This is a genomic window from Streptomyces cyaneofuscatus, from assembly GCF_033109485.1.
Taxonomy (GTDB): domain Bacteria; phylum Actinomycetota; class Actinomycetes; order Streptomycetales; family Streptomycetaceae; genus Streptomyces; species Streptomyces cyaneofuscatus.
In genome coordinates this window covers 1,516,415-1,538,373 of the sequence record NZ_CP137002.1, presented here as the reverse complement: position 1 = coordinate 1,538,373, position 21,959 = coordinate 1,516,415, and the positions used below count along the sequence as shown (strand labels likewise).

Here is a 21,959-nt window from a genome sequence, read left to right as displayed (position 1 = left end):
TCAACGTACGGGCTTCTCGCGGGACTTGAGGGCGATCTGCCACCGGTAGAAGCTCATCGCCAGCGCGAAGTCGAACCCGGCGCGGCCGTCCAGGAAGCCCCGCCGGTAGAGGTACATGTACGCGAACGACACCACCGGCTTGAACGGGGCCTTGTGGAACAACTGCCCCTGGCGTGACTTGACCTGGCGCACCTGCTCCTTCACCTGGGGGTGGTGCTCCAGCCACGCCTCCCAGTCGGAGTACCGGTTGTGCCGTTCGAACCAGGCGGTCACCGGGTCGAGATCCTGGTGCTCGATGGGGTTCTTGAGCGTCCCCGCGGTCGCGGCGACCGGCTGGTAGTGCCCCTCCACCTCCCCGATGCCCGGCGCGTCGAGGTCCCCGACCTCCGGGTAGTACGAGCGGGTGCGGTCGGTCAACGACCGCTTGCGGATGGTGTATCCGTGCCGCAGCCGCTTACCCGAGAACCAGTACCCGAGGGGGATGTCGTACGCGGCGGGCTTGGGCGCCGCCGGATCCCGGAAGATCTCCCGCAGCTCGGCCAGCAGCCCGGGGCTGAGCCGCTCGTCGCCGTCGAGCAGCAGGATCCAGTCCAGGTCCGTGCGGACGTTCTCCAGGCACCACTGCTTTTTCCGGGGGTGGCCCCCGTCCCAGGTGTACGTGACCACCTCGGCCCCGCACTCTTCGGCGATCTTCACCGTGTCGTCGGTGCTGTGGGAGTCCACCACGACGACCGCCTCGAAGTGGCCGAGCACCGACTTCACCGCCTCGGCGATGTTGAGGCCCTCGTTCTTCGTGGGGATCGCCACGGCTATCGGGAGTTTCGTCTTACCTGCGGTCATCCCTTGGCTCCTTCGGCCAGCCAGGCGTAGCAGCCTGTGGAGGTGAACGTAACGGCGGACTTCGGGATGGTGATCTTCCGGGACTTACCCGTGTCGGAGGTGCCGGAGGCCAGCTCCTTGCCGCCCGCCCCCTCGATCTGCCATGAGCAGTTCGTGGTGGGCGATGCGGAGCGGTAGACGCCGGGCCGCACGGTCTTGCCCGTGTGGGTGCCGTCGGCGTAGGCGTACGCGGCCTCGTCGACCAGGTCCTGGTGCTGGGGGCAGAGCCCCGCCACCGCGGCCGGTGCGTCGGGGATCTCCTCCGTGGCGATGGCGCCCACGGCGGTGTCCCGGTCGGCCTTGACCAGGTAGCGCAGCTTGTCGCAGGTCTCCTGGCCGGTCTGGAGCACGGCGGCCGGGTCCATGCCCTTGGGCACCCGGTCCTCCAGATACTCCTTCTGCTTCTTGGTGAAGGTGCCGGTGGCCGGGGTGATCTCGTCGGAGGGGGTCTTCGGACCCTCGGCGGTCGCGGCGGGGGCGGACGGTCCGGGGGCCGCGGGCTCCTCGGTGGCGGAGCCCGTGGGCGGAGCGGGCGCGGCGGGCGCGGTCGGTGTGGTGGCGGACGGGCCGGGGACGGCGGGCCCGGAGGCCGCGGGGCGCTGGGCGCCCGCGGCCTCCGGGTCGTTCCCGTCCGCGGACGAGCCGCAGGCGGCCAGCACCGCCACCGTCATGACGACGGCGGCGCCGGCCAGGAACGGATTCCTCATCGGATCAGCTGTTCCTCAGGGCGTAGTGGGCGCTGACCTGGGAAGCGGTCAGTGCGGTCGGATAGACGGCGGTCTCGTCGATCTGCCCGGCGAAGAAATTGCTCGTCGGACGGTTCGGCCAGCCGGACAGGTTGTCCCCGCCGACCCGCCAGTACCCCGGGTAGTTCTCGTTGCCGGAGACCAGGATGTTCGACGCGCGCAGCTGCCCGTCGACGTACAGCGACATCCCCTGGCCCAGGGGGCCCTGGGTGGCGACGACGTGGTGCCACTGGCCGTCGTTGTAGGCGGCCGAGGTGGTGACCGTGCGTGTTCCGCTGCTGTTGACGCCGAACACGAGGCGTCCGTCGTTGCGCATGTAGACGTGCTTGTCGTGGCGGGTGCTGTTCTGCTGGTTCAGGTTCCCGAACCCGATGATCTTCCCGCCCTGGGTGGTGGTGGTCCTGATCCAGGTCTCCACCGAGAACCGGGTCGGCTGGGGGTGCTGCCGGTTGCTGTACGCGTACTGGTTGGTGCCGTTGAACCCGATCGCGGTCGACGGGCCCGCGACGGCCGCCGGTGTCTGCCGGTAGGCCGGGGCGTTGCGCAGGAACCCGTTGTTGAGGTTGCCGCTGCTGTCGTGGGCGAAGGTGGAGGTGCCCTCGTCGTAGCGCCAGTAGAGGGTGGCCCCGTCGGCCCTGACCCGGGCGGGGTACGCCTCGGTCGTGGTCGCCACGGTGGCGGACTGGGCCGGGGACTTGGCGCTGGTGTTGATGCCGTCGCTCGCCGTGATCCGGTACGAGTAGGTCTGGCCCGGCACCACGTCGGTGTCCGTCCAGGTCAGCTGCGGCCGGTTCCAGAAGACCGAGTAGCCGGTCGTGGTGTGGATGGGCGTGGCGGCGTTGTCCTTGTAGATCCGGTAGGTCAGCTCACCGTCGTCGGTGTCGAAGCTGGTCTGCCAGTTCACCTCGATCTTCCCCGGATCCAGCGTGGACAGGCTGACGTTGGGCACCCAGGGCGCCCCGGTGTCCGGACCGTCCGCGAACCGGGTCAGCCCCTGCTGGGGGGCGCTGTTGACGGTGGTGAACTCGCCGCCGACCCACAGGTAGTGGCGGTCGCCCTTGCCGGTCTGGGCCATCACCCGCGGACCGACCGGCTCCCCGATGCCGTCGTTGGTGTCCGGGAACCAGGGCAGCAGCTTCGGGTCGTCGACCGACTGGGCCAGCAGGTGCTTGCGCGGCTGGTCGGGGAAGGCGCCCATGGAGGCGCAGTCGTGGGCGTGGCTGCCGCTGTAGAGGACCCCGGAGTAGACGGCCACCGCCTGGGTGGCGCCCAGGCAGGTGTCACGCCAGCGCTGCTGGAAGTCGCTCAGGTTCAGCGCGATCCGGCCGTCGAAGACCCCGCCGCCGCTGCCCTCGTTGGCGGTGTAGAAGCCGGTGGCATCGGTGGTGATGTCCTGGACGGTGGAGTTGTTGTGGATGAACCCCGGGTAGGACTTGGTGAGTTGTCCGGTGGTGGCGTTCACCACGGCCAGTGCGTGGGTGTTGGTGCCGTTGATCCGGAAGAAGTCCCCGCCGAGCAGCACGTTCTGCCCGTCGGGAGTCACCTCGATCGCGCGGGACGTCTCGTCCGCGTTGGCTGTGAACGGAAGGAGTGAGGCCCCGGCGGTGGAGACGGCCGCGAAATGGCTCCTCGTCTGCCCGCCGACGGTGGTGAAGTCACCGGCCAGATAGACCGTGTCGGAGGTGACGGCGAGCCCCCGCACGGTGGCCGAGACGGCGATCTTGAAGTTGTTGCGGACGGTGCAGGTCTCGGTGTCGATGGCGGCGATGTTGCTGACCCCGACGCCGTTCACCGCCCCGAACTGGCCGCCCGCGTACAGCGTGTCCCCGTCGGGGGAGAGCGCCAGCGATCGTACGGTCGCGGTCCCCGAGGAGATCGTGAACGACAGCGAGCAGTCGGTGGGAGCGCCGGTCGCCGCGTCGAAGGCGGCGAAGTTCACCGCGGGCTGCTCACTGGTGCCGGCCGCCGCATTGGGCGGCCGCAGGGTGGAGAAGGTGCCGCCCGCGTAGACGACGCCGTCGCCGGCCGCCATCGACCAGACGATGCCGTTGGTCTGCCAGGTGGAGAGGTCGTCCGCGGTGATGGCCACCGGAGGGGTCAGCGCCGCTGCCGGAGAACCCCCGACCGCCGTGGCGGTCAGGGCTCCGGCCAGCAGGCAGAGAGCGGCGGCAGCGGCCCGAATGCGGCCACGTCCTCCGGCTCTTTGCCCCGTACTTCCGTTCATCATTCAGCTCCGAAGGTGAGAACGAGCTGCGGCCTGGCGGCCGCCGATCCTGCCTCGCTCGACCAGATGCGCAGACTGTCGGTCCCGCTGCTGGTCAGGGCGAGTGAGTAGGCGGAGCCGAGGGCCCCGCCCAGTGCCGGCGCGGTGAGCTCCACCGAGTAGTCGGTGGAGACGGCGGTTGCGCCGGTGATGCTCCCCAGCACGGACGCGGAGAGCGCCGGCCGGGAGTTGTAGGTGACCGCCGACTCGGTCCAGGTGCCGGTGACCGGCACCACGGTGTGGCTGTCGGTGGAGCCCGCCGTCGGATCCGACGACGTACGGAACTGGAGCCGGGCCCCCTTGAGGACCTGCCCGGCCGGGGCGGCGGGCAGGGTGAAGCGCAGATAGCTCAGATAGGGCGTGGTGCCCCGCGAGGCCAGCTGCTGGTCGTTGTAGTTCGTGTTGGCCGACACGCCGTTGACGTACGCGTCCTCGGTGGGCAGGAGGCTCACCGTGGTGTCGCCGGGCGGGGCGGGCGCCTGGGCCAGCTGGTGGTGGGCGGCGACCTGGGCGGCGGTCAGCGCCGATGGGTAGACGGCCGTCTCGTCGACCTGACCGGCGAAGTAGGTGCTGGTGGGCCGGTTCGGCCAGGCGTTGTGCATCGCGTCACCGCCGACCCGCCAGTACCCGTTGTACGAGCGGGCCCCCGCGGTCGTGTTGGCGGCGACCCGCACCCCGTCCACGTACAGCGCCATTCCGCCGGGCCCCTGCGTGGCGACGGCGTGGTGCCACCGCCCGTCGTTGTAGCTCGCCGAACTGGTCAGGGTGGGACGGCTGTTGGTGCTGCCCGCCTGGACGCCGAAGGCGAGCCGGCCGTTGTCCGTCAGGTAGAGCAGCTTGTCGGACATCGAGCTCGTATGGCCTTGTGCCGTACCGATGTTGTTGCCGAACCCGACGATCCGCCCGCCGCTCGTCGACGTCGTACGGAACCACGTCTCGACGGAGTAGGGGGTGGGCGAGACATAGCGGTGCAGCCGGTCGCTGTACACGTACTCGTCGCTGCCGTTCAGCGCGAGCGCGGCCGAACCGGCGACGGCCGAGGGCGTGGCCCGGTACGTGGGGGTGTTCACGTACACCCCGCCGTTCCGGCTGTCCGAGGCGTCCGCCGCGAACGCCCCGCCGGGCTCGTCGTAACGCCAGTACAGATCCGCCCCGTCGGCCCGCACCCGCTCCTGGTACGGGGAGGCGGCGGACGCGGCGGCCACGGAGGCGGCGAGGGAGAGGGCGCTGGTGTTGCCGGCGCCGTCGGTCGCCGTGATCCGGTAGGAGTACGTCTGCCCGGCGGTCACGTTCCGGTCGGTGAAGGTCAGTTGGGGGCGGCTGAAGAAGAGGGACGGGCCGGTCGTGGTGTGCACCGGAGCCGAACCCCCGTTGCGGTACACCCGGTACGTCAGCAGGCTGTCGTCCAGGTCCAGCGAGGACCGCCAGCTCACCCGCACCTCACCCGCGCGCGGCGCCGACACACTGGCGGCGGGCGTGCTCGGCGCACCGGTGTCCGGGGTGCTGGCGAACCGGGTCAGCGCCTGCTGCTGCACCCCGTTGACCGTGGTGAACTCCCCGCCCACCCACAGGAAGTCACGGCCGTCGCGGGTGGAGATGGTCAGCGCGCGCGGCCCGACCGGCTCCCCGATCCCGTCGTTGGTGTCGGGCAGCCAGCCCAGCAGCGCCGGGTCGTCGACGCTCTGCGCGGTGAGGTGCTTGCGCGCCTGGTTGGGGAAGCCGCCCATCGTGGAGCAGTCGTGCACATGGCTCGCCGCGTAGAGCACCGACTTGTACACGCGCAGCGCCTGGGTCGCGCCCTGGCAGGTGTCCCGCCAGCGCTGGCCGAAGCCGTCCAGCTCCATCGCGAGGCGGCCGTCGAAGGAGTTGCCGCCCCGGCCCTCACCGGCCGCGTACCAGCCGCCGGACGCGGAGTCGGTGACGATGTCCTTGATGACGGCGGTGGAGGGGATGAAGTTGTTCGGGTAGCCCCGGGTGAGGGAGCCGGTGGCCGCACCGGTCACCGCGATGGCATGGGAGTTGGTGCCGCCGACGGTGAAGAAGTCGCCGCCGATCAGCACGGACTGCCCGTCCGGTGTCACCCGCAGCGTCCGCCCCGGGGCGTCCGCGTCCGGATTCCACCCGGTCACCGCACCCGCCGGGGTCAGCGCACCGAAGGAGCGCCGGGTCTGCCCGTTCACCGACTGGAAGTCGCCGCCCGCGTAGACCGTGCCGTTGGCCGCGACGTCCAGCGCGCGGACCGTCGCCGAGAAGTTCGGCGAGAACCCCGCCCGCCGCGTGCAGGTGGCGGTGTCGATGGCGACCAGCCCGTTGGCGCTGCTCCCGTTGACCGCGTTGAAGTAACCCCCCACGTACAGCGTCGAGTTGTCCGGGGATACGGCGAGCGCCCGCACGGTGGCGGTGCCGCTGCTCCGGGTGAAGGAGAGCGAGCAGCCGGCCGGAGCCCCCGTCGCCGCGTTGAACGCGGCGAAGTTGACGGCGGGCGTGGAGGCGCCGCCGGAGGGCGTACCGGCCGGGCGGACGGAGGAGAAGGTGCCGCCCGCGTAGACGACCCCGTTCGCCTCGGCCAGCGACCACACGATCCCGTTGGTCTGGTACGTGGGCAGATGGTCGGCGGTGAAGCCGACCGGGGCGGTCAGCGCCGCCGCCGGGGGCGCGGCGGCCACCGGGGCGAGCACCCCGGCGGCCAGCGCGAGTGCGGCGGTGAGAACGGCGGTACGTTTCCGGAGGCCCGGCCCCCTCATCTGTCCACCCGGACGGCGGCCCCGGTCAGCTGGTCCGAGAGCAGGCGGATGTCCGCGTCGACCATGATCCGGGCCAGCTCGCGGGACTTGACCTCGGGCTTCCAGCCCAGCAGCTCCTCCGCCTTGGAGGCGTCACCGATCAACGCGTCGACCTCGCTGGGGCGTTCGTACTTCGGGTCGTACCGCACATGCTCGGCCCAGTCGAGGCCCGCGTGCTCGAAGGCGAACTCCAGGAACTGCCGGACGCTGACGCCCTCGCCGGTCGCCACCACGTAGTCGTCCGGGGTGTCGCACTGGAGCATCCGCCACATGGCGTCCACGTACTCCGGCGCGTACCCCCAGTCCCGGACCGCGTCCAGGTTGCCCAGGTGCAGCCGGTCCTGGAGGCCGGCCTTGATCCGGGCCACCCCCCGGGTGATCTTCCGGGTCACGAAGGTCTCCCCGCGGCGCGGCGACTCGTGGTTGAAGAGGATCCCGTTGACGGCGAACATGTCGTACGCCTCGCGGTAGTTGACCGTCGCCCAGTACGAGTAGACCTTCGCCACGCTGTACGGGCTGCGCGGGTGGAACGGGGTCTTCTCGTTCTGCGGCGGCGGGCTGGCGCCGAACATCTCGGAGGACGAAGCCTGGTAGATCCGGGTCTGGATCCCGCTGGCCCGGACCGCCTCCAGGAGCCGGATGGTGCCGAGGCCGGTGACGTCACCGGTGTAGAGCGGGGCGTCGAAGGAGACCCGTACATGGGACTGGGCACCCAGGTTGTAGACCTCGTCGGGCTGGATGTCGCGCAACAGGTTCACCAGGGCCACACCGTCGGTCAGATCCGCGTGGTGCAGGACGAAGGAGCGCTCCGGCTCCTCGGGGCCCTGGTAGATGTGGTCGATCCGCTCGGTGTTGAAGCTCGACGAGCGACGTATCAGGCCGTGGACCGTGTACCCCTTGTCGAGCAGCAACTCCGCCAGGTACGAGCCGTCCTGGCCGGTCACTCCCGTGATGAGCGCGGTCTTCGCCACGATTCCCCCTTCTCTGCTGTCCGTCTGTGCGACGAACAGGTCACCGACATATCGGAATTGGAGCGTTCTGCGGCGAAACATCTCCGCAGTCCCTTACTGCTGGCACAATCCGAGCCATGACGACCGAACTCCCCGTCCCACCCCAGGAATCCGCCCGTCCCCTACTGCGCCCGGGCTCCCGCATATTCGTCGCGGGGCACCGCGGGCTGGTCGGCTCGGCGGTGGCCCGCCGCCTCGCCGACGACGGCCACGAGGTCCTCACCCGTGGCCGCGACCTCCTCGACCTGCGCGACGCCGCGCGGACCGAGACGTATCTGCGGGACATCCGCCCGGACGCCGTGGTGCTGGCCGCCGCCAAGGTGGGCGGGATCATGGCCAACAGCACCTACCCGGTGCAGTTCCTGGAGGACAACCTCCGCATCCAGCTCAGCGTGATCGCCGGGGCGCACGCGGCCGGGACCGAGCGGCTGCTCTTCCTCGGCTCGTCGTGCATCTACCCCCGGCTCGCGCCCCAGCCGATCCGCGAGGAGTCGCTGCTCACCGGCGAGCTGGAGCCCACCAACGAGGCGTACGCGCTGGCCAAGATCGCCGGCATCGTCCAGACCCAGTCCTACCGCCGGCAGTACGGCGCCTCCTACATCAGCGCCATGCCCACCAATCTCTACGGGCCCGGCGACAACTTCGACCTGGAGACCTCGCACGTCCTGCCCGCGCTGATCCGCCGCTTCCACGAGGCCCAACGCGACGGGGCACCGGAGGTCACCCTGTGGGGCTCCGGATCGCCGCGCCGTGAGTTCCTCCACGTCGACGACCTGGCCGCCGCCTGTGTGCGCCTGCTGGAGGCGTACGACGGTGACGCGCCCGTCAACATCGGCTGCGGCGAGGACCTCACCATCCGCGAACTCGCGGCGACCATCGCCGAGGTGACGGGCTATCAGGGACGCATCGGCTGGGACACCTCGAAGCCCGACGGGACCCCCCGCAAGCTGCTCGACGTCTCCCGTCTGACCTCCCTCGGCTTCAAGCCGCAGATTCCGCTGCGTGACGGCATCGCCCGCACCTACGCCTGGTGGCTCGGCCAACTCGCCCCCACCGCATGACCGTTCGCCACTGCGCGCACCGGACGCGCAGTGGCGCACCGGGGTTCCTCGCATCACCGCGCCCGCCGTTCTCAGTAGGCCCCGCGGCCGTCGGTGACGGCGCGCACCGTACGGGCGAGGAGCCCCATGTCCGTGGCCACCGACCAGTTGTCGACGTACCAGAGGTCCAGCGAGACGGTCTCCTGCCAGGACAGGTCCGAGCGCCCGCTGACCTGCCACAGCCCGGTCAGCCCCGGCTTCACGGCCAGCCTGCGGCCCTCCCGTTCGTCGTACCGTGACGCCTCCTCGGGCAGCGGCGGCCGAGGTCCCACCAGGGACATCTGACCTAGCAACACGTTGAACAGCTGCGGGAGTTCGTCGATCGACGTCCGGCGCAGCGTCCGCCCCACGGGGGTCACCCGGGGGTCCTGCCGCATCTTGAAGAGCGGCCCGTCGACCTCGTTGTCCTCGCTGAGCTGCGCCTTGCGCGCCTCCGCGTCCGCCACCATCGTGCGGAACTTCCACATCGTGAAGGGCCGGTTGTGCTGACCCTGGCGGACCTGCCGGTGGAAGACCGGACCGCGCGAGGAGAACCGCACGCACAGCGCCACCGTGAGCAGCAGCGGGGCGAGCGCCAGCAAGCCGAACAGGGCGCCGCCGCGGTCCAGCGCGGCCTTGAGGGCCCCCTGCGGGCCTCCGCGCAGCGGCGGCGCGACGTGCAGCAGGGTGAGCCCGGCCGCCGTCACCGGGCGGACCCGGCCGGCCGCGACGCCCGAGAGCTCGGAGGCCACGCACAGGGCGACGCCCGCGTCGTGCAGCCCCCAGCCGAGTCGCCGCAGCCGGTCCCCGGTCAGCTGGGGCCCGGGAGCCACCAGCACCAGGTCCGCGTCGTGGGCGTAGGCCCCGCCGAGCACCGTCGTCACATCGTCGTCAGCCGGGGACGAGGCGAGCCGCCCCGGCACCTGCAGGTTCTCGAACCCCGGCAGGCCGGGCCCCACGGGGATCGCGGCCACCAGCTGATAGGCGTGGTCCGTACGGGAGTTGAGCAGCTCGGCCGCCCGGTCCAGCCCCGCGGCCTCACCCACCAGCAGCACCTTGCGCACCGCCCGCCCGCGCAGTCCGGCCCGCAGCCCCTCCACGGCGGTGGCGACCAGCAGCCCCGGCGCCACGGCCACGACGGCCGTCGCCGGGTCCACGGAGCCCCCCGCCGCCGCGTGCAGCACGGCCAGCACCCCGAGCAGCACCAGCCAGTCCCCGAGGGCGCCGAAAGCGCCGCCCGGCTCGGCCCGCACCGGGTCGGCGTACCGCCCGCGCACACCGCGTAGACCGGTCCAGAGCAGGCCGGCCACCGCGGCGGCCAGCCACGGGCGGGGCTGCTCGCCCAGGGTCAGCAGCAGCCAGGCCGGCCCGGCCAGGGCCAGCAGGTCGGTCAGCGCACCGACCCACGCACGGTGGACCGGCTTCCGCCGGGCCGGAACCCGCTCGGCCGGGTCGCGCTGTGCTGTCGGGGCCCTCCACAGCTGTTCCAGGGCCGCCGTACGATTCCGGGAGGCGGCGGTACGGGGACGCGGCGCGCCCCGGAGCCCCACCGGCCCGGATATGTCAGTTTCCGGTATTTCGACATGCCCCATGAACCCCCCAGTCACAGTCGCACCCCCACAAACGCGACGCATCCGTCGATCCCATGGACTGACGGATGCGCCCTCGCTCGGTGCACGATATCCACACACGTGCCATTTCGCTGGAGTTCCCGTGAAGTTCAGACGGCTCGGTCCAGACACCCGCGATCCGGCGCATCTGGCCGATCTCGCCAGCAGGGGGCGGTAGTTGACAGCTCAACAGGTCGGCAAGCGCTTGTGGGGCGGGGGCGCCGGGGGTTGTGCGCGGAGGCGCGCACTCCGGCGTGCGCCGGAGTGAATGCACGAACCCCCTGGCGGCGACCTGCGCTGCCAGGGGGTTCGTGGTCCGTGGGCGGCCCGCCCGGGGTGGAAGGGGGCGCCCACGGGGTCAGGCGAGACCGGTCGTGCGCCTCCTGGCCCGGCGGTGGATCAGCAGCCCGCCGCCAACGAGCGCGGCGGCAAGGAGAGTTACCGAGATCACAGTGAGCCCGGTTGCGGCGAGACTGCCGCCGGACGTCGTCTCCGTACCGGAAGAGCCCCCGGCACCGCCGCCGACCGTCGAACCTGCACCGCCCGCCGATGAACCGGTGGAACCGGAGGAGCCGGAGGAGCCGCCGGACGTACCGGCGGAGGACCCGCCGCCGCTGCCGGACGTACCTGAAGAGGCGTCACTGCCGTTGCTGGCAGAGCCACTTGACGTGTCTCCGGAGCCGCCACTGCTGTCGCCACCGCTGTCGCCACCGCTGTCACCGCCCGCGACTCCGCCGTTCTGGCCGCCGTTCTCCCCGCCTCCGGTCGCCTCGGTGACCGTCAGGGTGATGGGCGCGGTCCGCGTGGTGCCGACGTCGTTACGGAACTCGGCGCGGTAGCGGTAGCCGTCCTGGGCGGTCTTCGCGGTGAACGTGAGCACGGGCTCGGTGGCCCCGTCCAGCTCCCGCCACGTCTGCGAGCCGTCGGTGCTGACCTGCCAGCGGACCGAGGGCTCCGGGGTGCCCTCCGCGCGCGCCGTGAGGGCCACCTCCTCCCCGGCCTTCACCGAGCGGTCGGCGGGCGCCTGGGTGACCAGGGGCGAGACCTGCCGGATGAGCCGGGTGATCTTCCCCTCGGCGGGGCTGGTCACGAAGACCGTGGCCCCGCCGGGCGCGACGGCGAGCGAGGCGGCGCCGAGCTGCGACTGGTTGCCGGGCAGCGAGAGGTCCTTCGCCGCCGGGGTGAACTTCGCGCTGTCGTACACGGTGAGCGTGCCGTTGTTGTCGTTGGCCGGGTCGGAGAGGTCCCCGCCGTCCTGCCAGACGACGAAGGCGCGGCCGCTCTCCGTGTCGAAGGCGGCGTCCCGGGCCAGGTCCTTGCCGACCAGCGTCTTCACCAGCTTGCCGGAGGCGTCGAAGACCAGCACCGAGCGGTTGACGCCCACCCACACGGCGCCGGTCGCGGGGTCCGTCTGGATGAAACCGGCCAGGCCGTCGGCGCCCGGCAGGTCGAAGGTGTCCGACACCGTGAAGGAGACGAGATCGACCCGGTGCAGCTTCCCGGCCGCGACGTCGCTGAACCAGACCGCGCCCCGGGCGTGGTCGGCGGCGAACCGGCTGCCGCCCGGCACCGTGACGCTCCGGGTGGCCGCCCCGGTCGCCGTAGCGATCTCGGAGAGCTTCGTCCCCTGGGCGACCAGTACCGTGCCCGCGGCCGTGCCGGGCGCGATGTCCGTGATCGTCGACCCGGCCAGCCAGACGCCCGCGGCGGTCTTGTCGCCCGCCTTGGCGGTCCCGACGCCCCGCAGCGGGTAGTTGTAGACCACGCCGTCGCCCGGCAGCGGTCCGGAGATCCGGGCCGCCGTCGAGGCGCGCGGCTCCCCGGTCGGCCCGGGGGCCTGGCTGATCCAGCTCTCGGCCTTGCCGTCCTCCGGGTTCAGCACATACAGGCCGCGCTCGTCGACGTCGGCCGTGTCGGGGAGGTTGTCCGCACCGACGTACAGCTTCTTCGACTCGGGGTGCAGCAGCAGGTCCAGCGGCTTGCCCGCCGAGGTGAAGTCGGCGACGGGCTTGTAGGAGACGGTCCCGGCGGGTACGTCGACCCCCTCGCCGCCCGGTTCGCCGGGCCCCTGGCCCGCGAAGGTGACCGGTATGCGTACGTCCTGCGTACGGTCGCCGCTCGCGCGGTGGTCGGCGCGGGTGACGACGGAGCACGGCACCTCGGCGCAGTCCAGGCCGTCGCCCTTGGACCGGATCTCTATCTCCACGTCGAAGGTGCCGCCGGGGCCGAAGGGCAGGGCGAGGTCACCCTCGTACGGGTCGCCCGGAGGCACGATCCACTGCGAGGTCTTCGAGCCGCCGCTCATGTCGGCGCCGCCGAGGCAGGGGGAGGAGACCCGGTTCGCCCCGTTGTCCTTGCAGAGCGCGACGTAGATGCCGCTCTTCGACCCGTATCCCTCGCCGGTGACCCGGACCTTCTCGCCCGCCGGGTCGAGCCCGGTGGTGGCCGAGACGGTGAGCTTCTGGCCCTCGGGGCCGGTGGCGCTCTTCGGGGTGGCGCCGGCGCTCATCGCCGCGCCCGCCGGGACGGCCGCGAGGAGCAGCGCGGCGACGGCGGCCGCGGAGAGGCGGCGCGGGCCGGGCCTGCGGGGTCTGCCGGGGCCGTTCGGCGGGGTACCCGGGGTGGGTGTCATGTCATTCCTCGTCACGACGCGGGGAGCCCGGCCCCGGCGAGGAGCGCCGGGGCCGGGCCGATGGCTGGATGGTGGTGTCCTACGCGGACCGATGTCCTGCGCGGACCGGCGTCCTACACGAAGTCGATCGGCGTGTGGACGTCGTACTTGCGGTCGTTGGTGTCGGTGTGGTCGGCGCGGGTCACGATGGCGCACTCGACGGTGTCGCCGCAGATGTTGCCGCCGCCGAGGTTGGCCTTGACGTGTATCTGCACGCTGAAGGTGCCGCCGGCGCCGAACGGGGAGGTGTTGGGAAGGCCGCCGCCGAGGCTGGAGACCCAGTGCGAGGCGCCGGTGGTACCGGACTCGTCCTGGCCGCCGAGACACGGGGAGGGCTTGTTGGCGCCCTGCGCCCCGTCCACCACGCAGAGGCTGACGTAGACGCCCTGGCCGGGGTTGTAGCCGCTGCCGGTGACCGTGATGTTCTGCCCGGTGGCGGTCGCCGTGTTCGGGGCGGTCAGCGACAGGTTGTAGGTGGTGCCCCCGTCGGCGATCGTGCGGGTCCCGGTCGCCGCGGCGGCGGGGGAGGCGAGGGAGAGCGCCAGGGCGGCGGCGGAGAGGACGGCGAGGCCCGTGCGGGCGACGGTACGGGTGGAGGGAACAGCACTCATCGAATGAGCACCTTTCTCGGCATCGGAACCAGAACCACGGACACCCAGTCGACTTAGGTAAGGCACACCTAAGTCCAAAGATGTTGCGGTTGTCAACAAAGTGGCGCAGGGGAGCCGGTCGAAGCGATCAGACTCAGCCGAACTCGACCGGCGGAAAGGCCTGTTCCGTCCAGATGGTCTTACCGGCCGGGGTGTAGCGCGTCCCCCACCGCTGGACGAGCTGGGCGACGATGAACAGCCCGCGCCCGCCCTCGTCGTCCTCCGCGCTGTGCCGCAGATGCGGCGAGGTGTGGCCGGTGTCCGCGACCTCGCAGAGCAGGGTCCGGTCCCGGATGAGGCGCAGCCGCAGCGGGCCGCCCCCGTACCGGACCGCGTTGGTGACCAGCTCGCTGACGACCAGTTCGGTGGCGAAGGACAGCTCGTCCAGCCCCCAGACGCCCAGTTGACGGGTGGCCAGTTCGCGCGCCCGCCCCACCGCCACCGCCTCCGCCGGCAGCTCCCACTCCGCGACCTGCCCCTCGTCCAGCTGCCGGGTCCTGGCCAGGAGGAGGGCGGTGTCGTCGGCGGTCGTGGCGTCCGGCACCAGCTCGGATACGGCCCGGTCGCACAGCTCCTCCAATGAGGCCGCCGGGTCGCCCAGCACCCGGCCCAGCGCGTCCAGCCCCTGGTCGATGTCGTGGTCGCGGGCCTCCACCAGACCGTCCGTGAACAGCGCCAGCAGGCTCCCCACCGGCAGCTCGATCTCCATGGACTCGAAGGGCAGGCCCCCCAGCCCCAGCGGCGGCCCGGCCGGCAGGTCCGGGAAGGTGACCCGCCCGTCGGGGTGCACGACCGCCGGCGGCAGGTGCCCGGCCCGCGCCATGACGCAGCGCCGCGAGACCGGGTCGTACACCGCGTACAGACAGGTCGCCCCGGTGGTCAGCTCGTCGTACGCGTCGGAGGCCGCGCCGTCCCGCGCGCCCGGCCGCTCGTCCAGCGGCTGCCCCACCAGGTCGTCCAGCCGGGTCAGCAGCTCGTCCGGGGCCATGTCCAGCTGGGCGAAGGCGCGCACGCTCGTGCGGAGCCGGCCCATGGTGGCGGCCGCCTGGAGGCCGTGGCCGACCACGTCCCCGACCACCAGGCCGACCCGGGTCCCGGAGAGCGGGATCACGTCGAACCAGTCACCGCCGACCCCCGTCACATCGTCCGACGGCAGATAGCGGTAGGCGATCTCGACCGCGGACTGCGGCGGAACGTGGTGAGGCAGCAGCTGGCGCTGGAGGGCGAGGGAGGCGGAGCGCTCACGCGTGAAGCGGCGGGCGTTGTCGATGCAGACCGCCGCCCGCGCCGCCAGCTCGTCGGCCAGGGCGACCTCACCGTTGTCGAAGGTGTTGGCGGGACCGCGGGAGAGCGGACGGTCGGACACCTCGGGGCGCGGACTCCGTACGAAGGTGACGAGCCCCAGCACGCTGCCGCCGACGCGCAACGGCACGACCAGGACGTGGTCGTCGAGCACCAGACCGCCCGAGGCCAGAGAGCGGTCCTGCGGCGAGCCCGGCGGATAGGTGACCGGGGGATACCGGTCGGCCGGATTTCCCGGCGCCCCCGGATACAGCGGTTCGGCCGCGTCGGCCGCCGCCGGGTCCACGGAGTGCTCACCGACCCGCAGCAGGTCCATGGCCGCCGAACTCCCGGTCGCCGGGAGCTCCCCGCTCATCACCGTCACCCGCGCGATGTCGACCCGTACGGCGGCGGCGAACTCCGGCACGGTCACCTCGGCGATCTCCTCGGCGGTGGTGACCACGTCCAGGACCGTGCCGATCCGGCGGCCGACCTCAACCAGCAGGGCCAGGCGCTGCTGGGCGCGCTGGCGGTCGGAGATGTCGAAGGCGTCCTCGCAGACCCCGAACACATGCCCGTTCGCGTCCTGGAGCCGGTAGTACGAGCACGACCACAGGTGCTCCGTACCGGGGTCGCTCGGCGGAATCCCCTGGAAGTGCAGGTCCAGGATGGGTTCCCCGGTGTCGATCACGTGGTGCATCACGGCGTCGAGCGTCTTCGGGTATCCCGGGGTGACGAAGGTGCCCCCGGAGTACAGCTCGTCGGCCCGCATGCCCCGGTACTCGGCGAGCGGCTTGCCGATCTCCCGCTCGTAGGCGGTGTTGCTCCAGGTCAGCCGGAGATCGGTGTCGTAGATCGCCAGGCCGACGGGCGACTGGGTGGCGAGCCCCTGGAGCAGGGCGAGCCGGGACTCCCACTGCCGCAGCGCCCCGAGCTCGGCCGCGACCAGCACCCGGCCCGGCGAGTCCGCGCGGAGCCCGCCGGCCCCGCCGTCCCCACCCGTCCCGCCTGTCCCGTCCGTCCCGCCCGCCAGCGGGCACACCGTGGTCGCCACCAGCAGTTCATGGCCGTCCCGGTGACGCGCCAGCCGGATCTCGTTGCCGCCGGACGGCGGGCCGGGGCCGGGGCGGCCCGAGGCCCCCGGCGGCTCCGTGCCGGCCGGCCGGTCCGAGGCCGCCGGGAGGGGCCCCTCGGCGGGCAAGGGCGACAGGAACACGCTCAGCGGCCGCCCGACGGCCTCGTGCGCACCGAACCCCAGCAGCTCGGTGGCGGCGGGACTCCACCCGACGACCGTGTCCCGGCCGTCCAGAACCACCGTGGCCGCCCTGGCGATGTCCAGGGGGCCACGGAAGTCGTCGGCGGCATCCGCCGCTCTGGTCGCGCTCACCGCGCCACACCGGCCTGGTCCATGGTCTTCAGAATCCGCCCTGGCCACGGCGGGCACAACTGCGGTACGCCCGCGCCACGGGCGATCGGGGCGCGATCCGCACCCGCCGGTGCGGCGGGCGGTGCGGTCAGCGCACCCCGTCGGGCCGGAACTGGACGCTGATGCGTGGCCCCGCCGCCCGGGCCGTCTTGGGGATCGCGTGCTCCCAGGTGCGCTGGCAGCTGCCGCCCATGACGATCAGGTCGCCGTGCCCGAGCGACCGGCGTACGGGGACGGGGCCCGGGCGTCGGGGCCGCAGCGCCAGGTGGCGGGGGGCTCCCACGGAGAGGATCGCCACCATGGTGTCCTCGGTGGAGCCTCGGCCGATCGTGTCACCGTGCCAGGCGACCCCGTCCCGGCCGTCCCGGTAGTAGCAGAGCCCCGCCGTGGTGAACGGCTCGCCGAGCTCGGCCGCGTAGTGCGCGCTCAGCGCCGTACGGGCCGCGTCCAGCGCGGGGTGCGGCAGGGGGTCGCCGCCGCCGAAGAAGGCCAGCAGGCGCGGGACCGCCACCACCCGCTCGTACATCACCCGCTCCTCCGCCCGCCAGGCCACCTCGCGTGCCAGCGTCTCGAACAGGGCGTCGGCCCCCTGGAGCCACTGCGGCAGGACGTCGATCCAGGCGCCGTGGCCGAGATGCTCACGGCGCAGCCCGTCCAGGGGGCGGACGGCGACCTCGTCCCCCTGGTCGAAGAGCGAGGTCTGGAGGTGTACGGACATGGGACGAGCGTAACGCTATTCGTACGGGTGTGCGAATAAGTGCCCTGTGCGCGTAGGGGACGGGCGGCTCAGCTCTCCTTGATCAGATCGGCGCACTTCTCGCCGATCATCATGGTCGTGATGCACGGATTGGCCGTGGTGAGCACCGGCATCACCGACGCGTCGGCCACCCGCAGCCCGGTGACCCCCTTGACCCGCAGCTGCGGGTCGAGCGGGGAGTCCGGGTCGTCGGCCGCACCCATCCGTACCGTCCCCGCCGGGTGGTAGACGGTGTTGTGCGTCTCGCGGATGTAGTCGAACAGCTCCGCGTCCGTGGTCGCGGCCGCCCCCGGGGCCAGCTCGGTGCCCGCCCAGGCGGCCATGGGCCGCTTCGCCACGATCTCCCGGGCGAGGCGGAGCCCGTACGTCATCACCCGTACGTCGTGCTCGTCGGTGAAGTAGCGCGGATCGACCCGCGGCTTGTCCCGGAAGTCCCGGGTGCGGAGCCGGACCGTGCCCCGGGAGCGGGCCCGGGTGACGTTCGGGGTGAGGCAGAACGCGTTCTCGGAGGTCGGGTAGCCACGCCGGTAGGTGTTCAGGTCGAACGGCACCGAGCCGTAGTGGAACATCAGGTCCGGCCGGTCCAGGCCCGGTTCCGTGTCGGCGAAGATCCCGATCTCCCACCACTGGGTGGAGGTGGTGACCATGGGCTGCTTCGCCTCCCACATGATCACGCCCTCCGGGTGGTCCTGAAGGTGCGAGCCGACGCCGGGGGAGTCGACCCGGACCTCTACCCCGGTCTCCCGCAGATGGCCTGCCGGGCCGATCCCGGAGAGCATCAGCAGCTTGGGCGAGTCGATCGCCCCGCAGGCCACGATCACTTCGCGCCGGGCGTACACCCTGCCGCTGTGTACGGTGTCCGGCTCCAGGTACTCCACTCCGGTGCACCGCCGCCCGTCCTCGCCGTCGAACAGCAGCCGCTTCGCCTGGAGTCCGGTCCGCAGCTCCAGGTTGGGCCGCTTCCCGAGGACCGGATGGAGGTACGAGACCGAGGCCGAGGAACGGGTCCCGTCCTCGCGGGCGTTGATCTGGAACCAGTGCGCGCCCCGGACCACCGTGGTGCCCGTGTTGAACGGGGTGGTGGGGATCCCGGCCTCCGCGCACGCCTCCAGCAGCGCCGTACCGCACGGGTCGTCGGCCGGGACCGTCCGGAGGGTGACCGGGCCGGAGCGGCCGTGGTGGTCGCCGGGCGCGTCGTTCGTCTCCAGCCGTTTGTACAGCGGGAAGCAGTCCGCCGCGCTCCAGCCGGTGCAGCCCAGCGCGCCCCACTCGTCGAGATCCTCGGCCGGGGCCCAGAAGGCGATGCACGAGTTGTGCGAGGAGCAGCCGCCGAGCACCTTGGCGCGGGCGTGCCGCATGAAGCTGTTGCCGTACTCCTGCGGCTCGACCGGATAGTCCCAGTCGTAACCGGACTCCAGCAGCGCCATCCACCGGTCCAGCCGCAGGATGCTGTCGTCACCGACGTCCGACGGTCCGGCTTCGAGTACGCAGACGGTGACGTCCGGGTCCTCGGTGAGCCGGGCGGCGACGACGGCACCGGCCGTACCGCCGCCGACCACGACGTAGTCGTACGTGGGCGCAGGGCTCTGAGCGGGCATCGCGTCTCCAGGGTTCAGAGGTTCGGCGGGGGAGCGGCGGGGTCCTCGGCCTCGAAGCGGTGCTCGGCGAGCACGCCCGTACGGTGCCGCTGGACGAACCAGTAGTAGGCGAAGCCGCCCAGCGCGACGACGCCGATGAAGAGGAACGCGCCCCACCGCAGGTACCAGTGCTGCGGGCCCGTCGCGTTGTAGACCTCGGCGCGCGGCCAGGCCAGGTTGAGGGACATCGCCGTGCCCCAGAGCACCGCGAGGATGTTCACCGGCAGTCCGAAGCGGCCCAGCGAGAAGGCGCCCTCGCGCGGCTCCCATGTGCCGCGCAGCCGGCGCAGCAGCATGGGCACGGTGACCAGCAGATAGGCCACGTAGATCATGATGATGGCGATGCTGGTGATCACCGAGAAGATCTGCGGCTGGTTGATGTTGACCACCAGGATCACCACGCCGACCACCCCGATCAGCACGGCGGGCACCACCGGTGTCTGGAACCGGGGGCTGACCCGGGCCAGCTTCGAGCCGGCGGGAAGGTTGTTGTCCCGGGCCATGGCGAACATCAGCCGGATCCCGGCCGCCTGCACGGCCAGCACGCAGACCGTGATCGCGACGACCACCGACCAGAGGAAGATCTCCCCGATGGTCTCGCCGAGCGTCGCCAGCACCACGTACTGGAGCCCGCCCGTGGACAGCTCCTCGGCCTGCAGGTCCGGCACCGCCAGCAGGGCGAACAGCAGGATGAACGCGCCGATGGTGAAGGACGCGATCAGCGCCCGCAGGATGGCACGGGGCGCGTTGCGGCCCGGGTTGTGCGACTCCTCGCCGAGGGAGGAAGCGGTGTCGAAGCCGTACATCACATAGGCGGAGGCCAGCGACGCGGTGAGGAACGCCCCGAAGTAGCCGAGCGACTGGCCGCTGCCGAGGCCGTACGTCTCCGTCAGGGCGGTGCTGGGGCCCCGGGTGATGTGCGCGCCCAGGAAGATGATCAGGGCGACGGCGGCGATCAGCTCGATGAAGACGCCCGCGGAGTTGATCCGGGCCATCAGCTTGACGCCGAACGCGTTCACCAGCGTGGAGAAGAGGATGAGCACCGTACCCAGGAGGACCGCGTTGGCCGCCTGGTCGTTCTGGCCGCTGCCGTCGCCGATGAACTGGAACCAGCTGTCGATCTGCGGCAGCGTGATCTGGTAGGCCAGCGCCACCGCCGAGAGCGTGACCATGGTGGCCGTCATCATCATCCAGCCGCCGAGCCACCCCACATGCGGGCCGCCCATCTTCTTGGCCCAGTTGTAGACCGAACCGGCGACCGGATAGCGGGCCGCCAGCTCGCAGAAGCACAGGGCCACCATCAGCTGCCCGCAGAAGACCATCGGCCAGGACCACCAGTAGGCGGGACCGCCGAAGCTGACGCCGAAGTAGAACAGCTGGAACGTGCCGGTGAGGATCGAGATGTAGCTGATCCCGGCGGCGAAGGTGTGGAAGTTACCGAGGGTGCGCTTGAGTTCGGGCTTGTAGCCCAGCTCGCCGAGCGCTTCGTCGTCGTGGCTGCTGTCCGCGACCCGGTCCTCGGGTCCCTCGGCCCGGCTCACTCGAACCACCGCTGCGGAGTGGCGGCGGCATTGCGCCAGATGTGCTTGGCCTCCTGGTACTCGGCGAGCCCCGCCGGTCCCAGCTCGCGGCCGAAGCCGGACTGCTTCATGCCGCCCCATTCCGCTTGCGGTACGTAGGGGTGGAAGTCGTTGATCCACACGGTGCCGGCGCGCAGCCGCGAGGCCACCCGGTGGGCGCGCCCGCCGTCCTGCGTCCAGACCGCGCCCGCCAGCCCGTACACGGTGTCGTTGGCCAGCCGCACGGCCTCGTCCTCGTCCCGGAACCGTTCCACCGTGAGGACCGGCCCGAACGACTCGTCCCGCACCACCGACATGGAGGACGTGCACTCGTCCAGGACGGTCGGCGGGTAGTAGAAGCCGTCGGCCAGCGCGGGATCATCGGGCCGCGCCCCGCCGCAGCGCAGCACCGCGCCCTCGGCGATGCCTTCCGCCACGTACGCCTCGACCTTGTCCCGGTGCGCGGCCGAGATCAGCGGGCCGCTCCGGGCGTCCTCGTCGAAGGGGCCGCCGAGCCTGATCCGGCGGGCCCGCGCCACCAGCTCGTCCACGAACCGGTCGTGCAACTCGTCCTGCACGAGGAGCCGCGCCCCCGCCGAGCAGACCTGCCCCGAGTGCAGGAAGACCGCCATCAGCCCGTAGTCGACGGCGGTCTCGAAGTCGGCGTCGGCGAAGACGATGTTCGGGTTCTTGCCGCCCAGCTCCAGGGCCACCTTCTTCACGGTCGGCGCGGCGGCCGCCATGATGGCCCGGCCGGTGGTGAGCCCGCCGGTGAACGACACCATGTCCACCCGCGGATCCTCGGTGAGCGGCGCGCCGACAGCCGCGCCCGCCCCGAGCACCAGGTTGGCGACCCCCTCCGGCAGCTCGGCCTCGACGAGCAGCCCCATCAGCAGGACTGCGGTGTGCGGGGTCAGCTCACTGGGTTTGAGTACGAAGGTGTTGCCTGCCCCGAGCGCCGGGGCGACCTTCCACGCGGTCTGGAGCAGCGGATAGTTCCACGGGGTGATGAGGGCACAGACCCCGACCGGCTCGTGCGTGATCCGGCTGTCGACGTCCGCGATCCCGGTGTCGACGACCCGGCCCCCGTCCCCGGCGGCGACGAGATTGCCGAAGTACCGGAAGCAGTTGGCGATGTCGTCCATGTCGTACGCGCTCTCGACCAGCCGCTTGCCGGTGTCCAGCGACTCCGCCCGCGCGAAGAGATCCTTGTCGCGCTCCAGCAGCTCCGCGACCCGCAGCAGGAGCCGCCCGCGCTCGGCGGCCGGCGTACCGGGCCAGGGCCCGTCGTCGAAGGCGGCCCGGGCGGCGGCGACGGCCGCCTCGGCATCCGCGCGACCGCCCTCGTCGACGGTGGCCACCAGGGTGCCGTCGGCCGGGCAGCGGATCTCGCGCGTGCCCCCGTCGGCGGCGGCGGTCCACCGGCCGCCGATGAACAGCTCCGGCATGGGCTCCTCCTGTACGGGTCCTGCACGGGGTGGGGCAGGCGGGGCCCGGCACCTTCTGTGCCGGCTCCAGGACAGAGAGTAAGGCCGGTAAGGCGTGCACGCAGGGTGGGCGCGTCCGGGCGGGCCATGCCGTGGTGCGGTCGGTACCGACGTCTGCCGT

General features: G+C 71.9%; 14 protein-coding genes. 1 reads left to right on the top strand and 13 read right to left on the bottom strand.

Going from position 1 to position 21,959, the window contains the following annotated elements; translation table 11 throughout:
• Genes R2B67_RS06390 through gmd form a run of 5 tightly spaced genes read right to left on the bottom strand, consistent with a single transcriptional unit; the run spans nt 1 to nt 7,642 of the window.
• The gene (locus tag R2B67_RS06390) at nt 1-840 is read right to left on the bottom strand and encodes a glycosyltransferase family 2 protein (RefSeq protein WP_018514433.1); all 840 of its coding nucleotides are present in this window, start codon (nt 838-840) and stop codon (nt 1-3) included.
• Nucleotides 837-1,586, bottom strand: a complete 750-nt coding sequence (locus R2B67_RS06385) for an Rv1352/Rv1906c domain-containing protein (RefSeq protein ID WP_317816831.1) — start codon at nt 1,584-1,586, stop codon at nt 837-839. Before R2B67_RS06385 ends, R2B67_RS06390 begins: the two co-directional genes overlap by 4 nt.
• A gap of 4 nt (nt 1,587-1,590) precedes the next feature.
• Nucleotides 1,591-3,852, bottom strand: a complete 2,262-nt coding sequence (locus tag R2B67_RS06380; RefSeq protein ID WP_317816830.1) for a LamG-like jellyroll fold domain-containing protein — start codon at nt 3,850-3,852, stop codon at nt 1,591-1,593.
• The gene (locus R2B67_RS06375) at nt 3,849-6,632 is read right to left on the bottom strand and encodes a DNRLRE domain-containing protein (RefSeq protein WP_317816829.1); all 2,784 of its coding nucleotides are present in this window, start codon (nt 6,630-6,632) and stop codon (nt 3,849-3,851) included. Before R2B67_RS06375 ends, R2B67_RS06380 begins: the two co-directional genes overlap by 4 nt.
• Entirely contained in the window at nt 6,629-7,642 is a 1,014-nt protein-coding gene (gmd, locus tag R2B67_RS06370) for a GDP-mannose 4,6-dehydratase (RefSeq protein WP_018514437.1), read from the bottom strand. The genes R2B67_RS06375 and gmd overlap by 4 nt, the downstream gene beginning before the upstream one ends.
• Nucleotides 7,643-7,758: 116 nt before the next feature.
• Between gmd and R2B67_RS06365 the strand changes: the two genes are divergently transcribed.
• Nucleotides 7,759-8,742: a GDP-L-fucose synthase family protein gene (locus tag R2B67_RS06365; protein ID WP_317816828.1), complete on the top strand. Its 984-nt coding sequence runs from the start codon at nt 7,759-7,761 to the stop codon at nt 8,740-8,742.
• A 71-nt stretch (nt 8,743-8,813) separates the two neighbouring features.
• Here R2B67_RS06365 and R2B67_RS06360 read toward each other — a convergent pair whose 3' ends face one another.
• The 8 genes from R2B67_RS06360 to R2B67_RS06325 all read right to left on the bottom strand — a co-directional run bounded on the left by R2B67_RS06360 (nt 8,814) and on the right by R2B67_RS06325 (nt 21,799).
• The gene (locus tag R2B67_RS06360) at nt 8,814-10,352 is read right to left on the bottom strand and encodes an exopolysaccharide biosynthesis polyprenyl glycosylphosphotransferase (protein ID WP_317816827.1); all 1,539 of its coding nucleotides are present in this window, start codon (nt 10,350-10,352) and stop codon (nt 8,814-8,816) included.
• A 376-nt stretch (nt 10,353-10,728) separates the two neighbouring features.
• Nucleotides 10,729-13,002 (bottom strand): hypothetical protein, encoded by a 2,274-nt coding sequence (locus tag R2B67_RS06355; protein WP_317816826.1) that lies wholly within the window; start codon nt 13,000-13,002, stop codon nt 10,729-10,731.
• 113 nt (nt 13,003-13,115) lie between these two features.
• Nucleotides 13,116-13,652 carry a hypothetical protein gene (locus R2B67_RS06350; protein WP_317816825.1) on the bottom strand — a complete coding sequence of 179 codons (537 nt, stop codon included), beginning with the start codon at nt 13,650-13,652 and terminating at the stop codon, nt 13,116-13,118.
• Nucleotides 13,653-13,785: 133 nt separating this feature from the next.
• Nucleotides 13,786-16,359, bottom strand: coding sequence for a SpoIIE family protein phosphatase (locus R2B67_RS06345; RefSeq protein ID WP_317816824.1), 2,574 nt, complete (start codon nt 16,357-16,359; stop codon nt 13,786-13,788).
• A 127-nt stretch (nt 16,360-16,486) separates the two neighbouring features.
• Nucleotides 16,487-17,116 carry an alpha-ketoglutarate-dependent dioxygenase AlkB gene (locus R2B67_RS06340; RefSeq protein ID WP_237328426.1) on the bottom strand — a complete coding sequence of 210 codons (630 nt, stop codon included), beginning with the start codon at nt 17,114-17,116 and terminating at the stop codon, nt 16,487-16,489.
• Between the two features lie 68 nt (nt 17,117-17,184).
• Nucleotides 17,185-18,753: a GMC family oxidoreductase gene (locus R2B67_RS06335; protein ID WP_317816823.1), complete on the bottom strand. Its 1,569-nt coding sequence runs from the start codon at nt 18,751-18,753 to the stop codon at nt 17,185-17,187.
• Between the two features lie 14 nt (nt 18,754-18,767).
• Nucleotides 18,768-20,333 carry an APC family permease gene (locus tag R2B67_RS06330; RefSeq protein WP_317816822.1) on the bottom strand — a complete coding sequence of 522 codons (1,566 nt, stop codon included), beginning with the start codon at nt 20,331-20,333 and terminating at the stop codon, nt 18,768-18,770.
• Nucleotides 20,330-21,799: an aldehyde dehydrogenase family protein gene (locus R2B67_RS06325; protein WP_317816821.1), complete on the bottom strand. Its 1,470-nt coding sequence runs from the start codon at nt 21,797-21,799 to the stop codon at nt 20,330-20,332. The genes R2B67_RS06330 and R2B67_RS06325 overlap by 4 nt, the downstream gene beginning before the upstream one ends.
• Nucleotides 21,800-21,959: the final 160 nt, after the last annotated feature.

Bases quoted from the DNA above. Each gene is read 5' to 3' on its own strand.
- R2B67_RS06390 (WP_018514433.1), bottom strand. From the start codon at position 840: ATGACCGCAGGTAAGACGAAACTCCCGATAGCCGTGGCGATCCCCACG.
- R2B67_RS06385 (WP_317816831.1), bottom strand. From the start codon at position 1,586: ATGAGGAATCCGTTCCTGGCCGGCGCCGCCGTCGTCATGACGGTGGCG.
- R2B67_RS06380 (WP_317816830.1), bottom strand. From the start codon at position 3,852: ATGATGAACGGAAGTACGGGGCAAAGAGCCGGAGGACGTGGCCGCATT.
- R2B67_RS06375 (WP_317816829.1), bottom strand. From the start codon at position 6,632: ATGAGGGGGCCGGGCCTCCGGAAACGTACCGCCGTTCTCACCGCCGCA.
- R2B67_RS06365 (WP_317816828.1), top strand. From the start codon at position 7,759: ATGACGACCGAACTCCCCGTCCCACCCCAGGAATCCGCCCGTCCCCTA.
- R2B67_RS06360 (WP_317816827.1), bottom strand. From the start codon at position 10,352: ATGGGGCATGTCGAAATACCGGAAACTGACATATCCGGGCCGGTGGGG.
- R2B67_RS06355 (WP_317816826.1), bottom strand. From the start codon at position 13,002: ATGACACCCACCCCGGGTACCCCGCCGAACGGCCCCGGCAGACCCCGC.
- R2B67_RS06350 (WP_317816825.1), bottom strand. From the start codon at position 13,652: ATGAGTGCTGTTCCCTCCACCCGTACCGTCGCCCGCACGGGCCTCGCC.
- R2B67_RS06340 (WP_237328426.1), bottom strand. From the start codon at position 17,116: ATGTCCGTACACCTCCAGACCTCGCTCTTCGACCAGGGGGACGAGGTC.
- R2B67_RS06335 (WP_317816823.1), bottom strand. From the start codon at position 18,753: ATGCCCGCTCAGAGCCCTGCGCCCACGTACGACTACGTCGTGGTCGGC.
- R2B67_RS06325 (WP_317816821.1), bottom strand. From the start codon at position 21,799: ATGCCGGAGCTGTTCATCGGCGGCCGGTGGACCGCCGCCGCCGACGGG.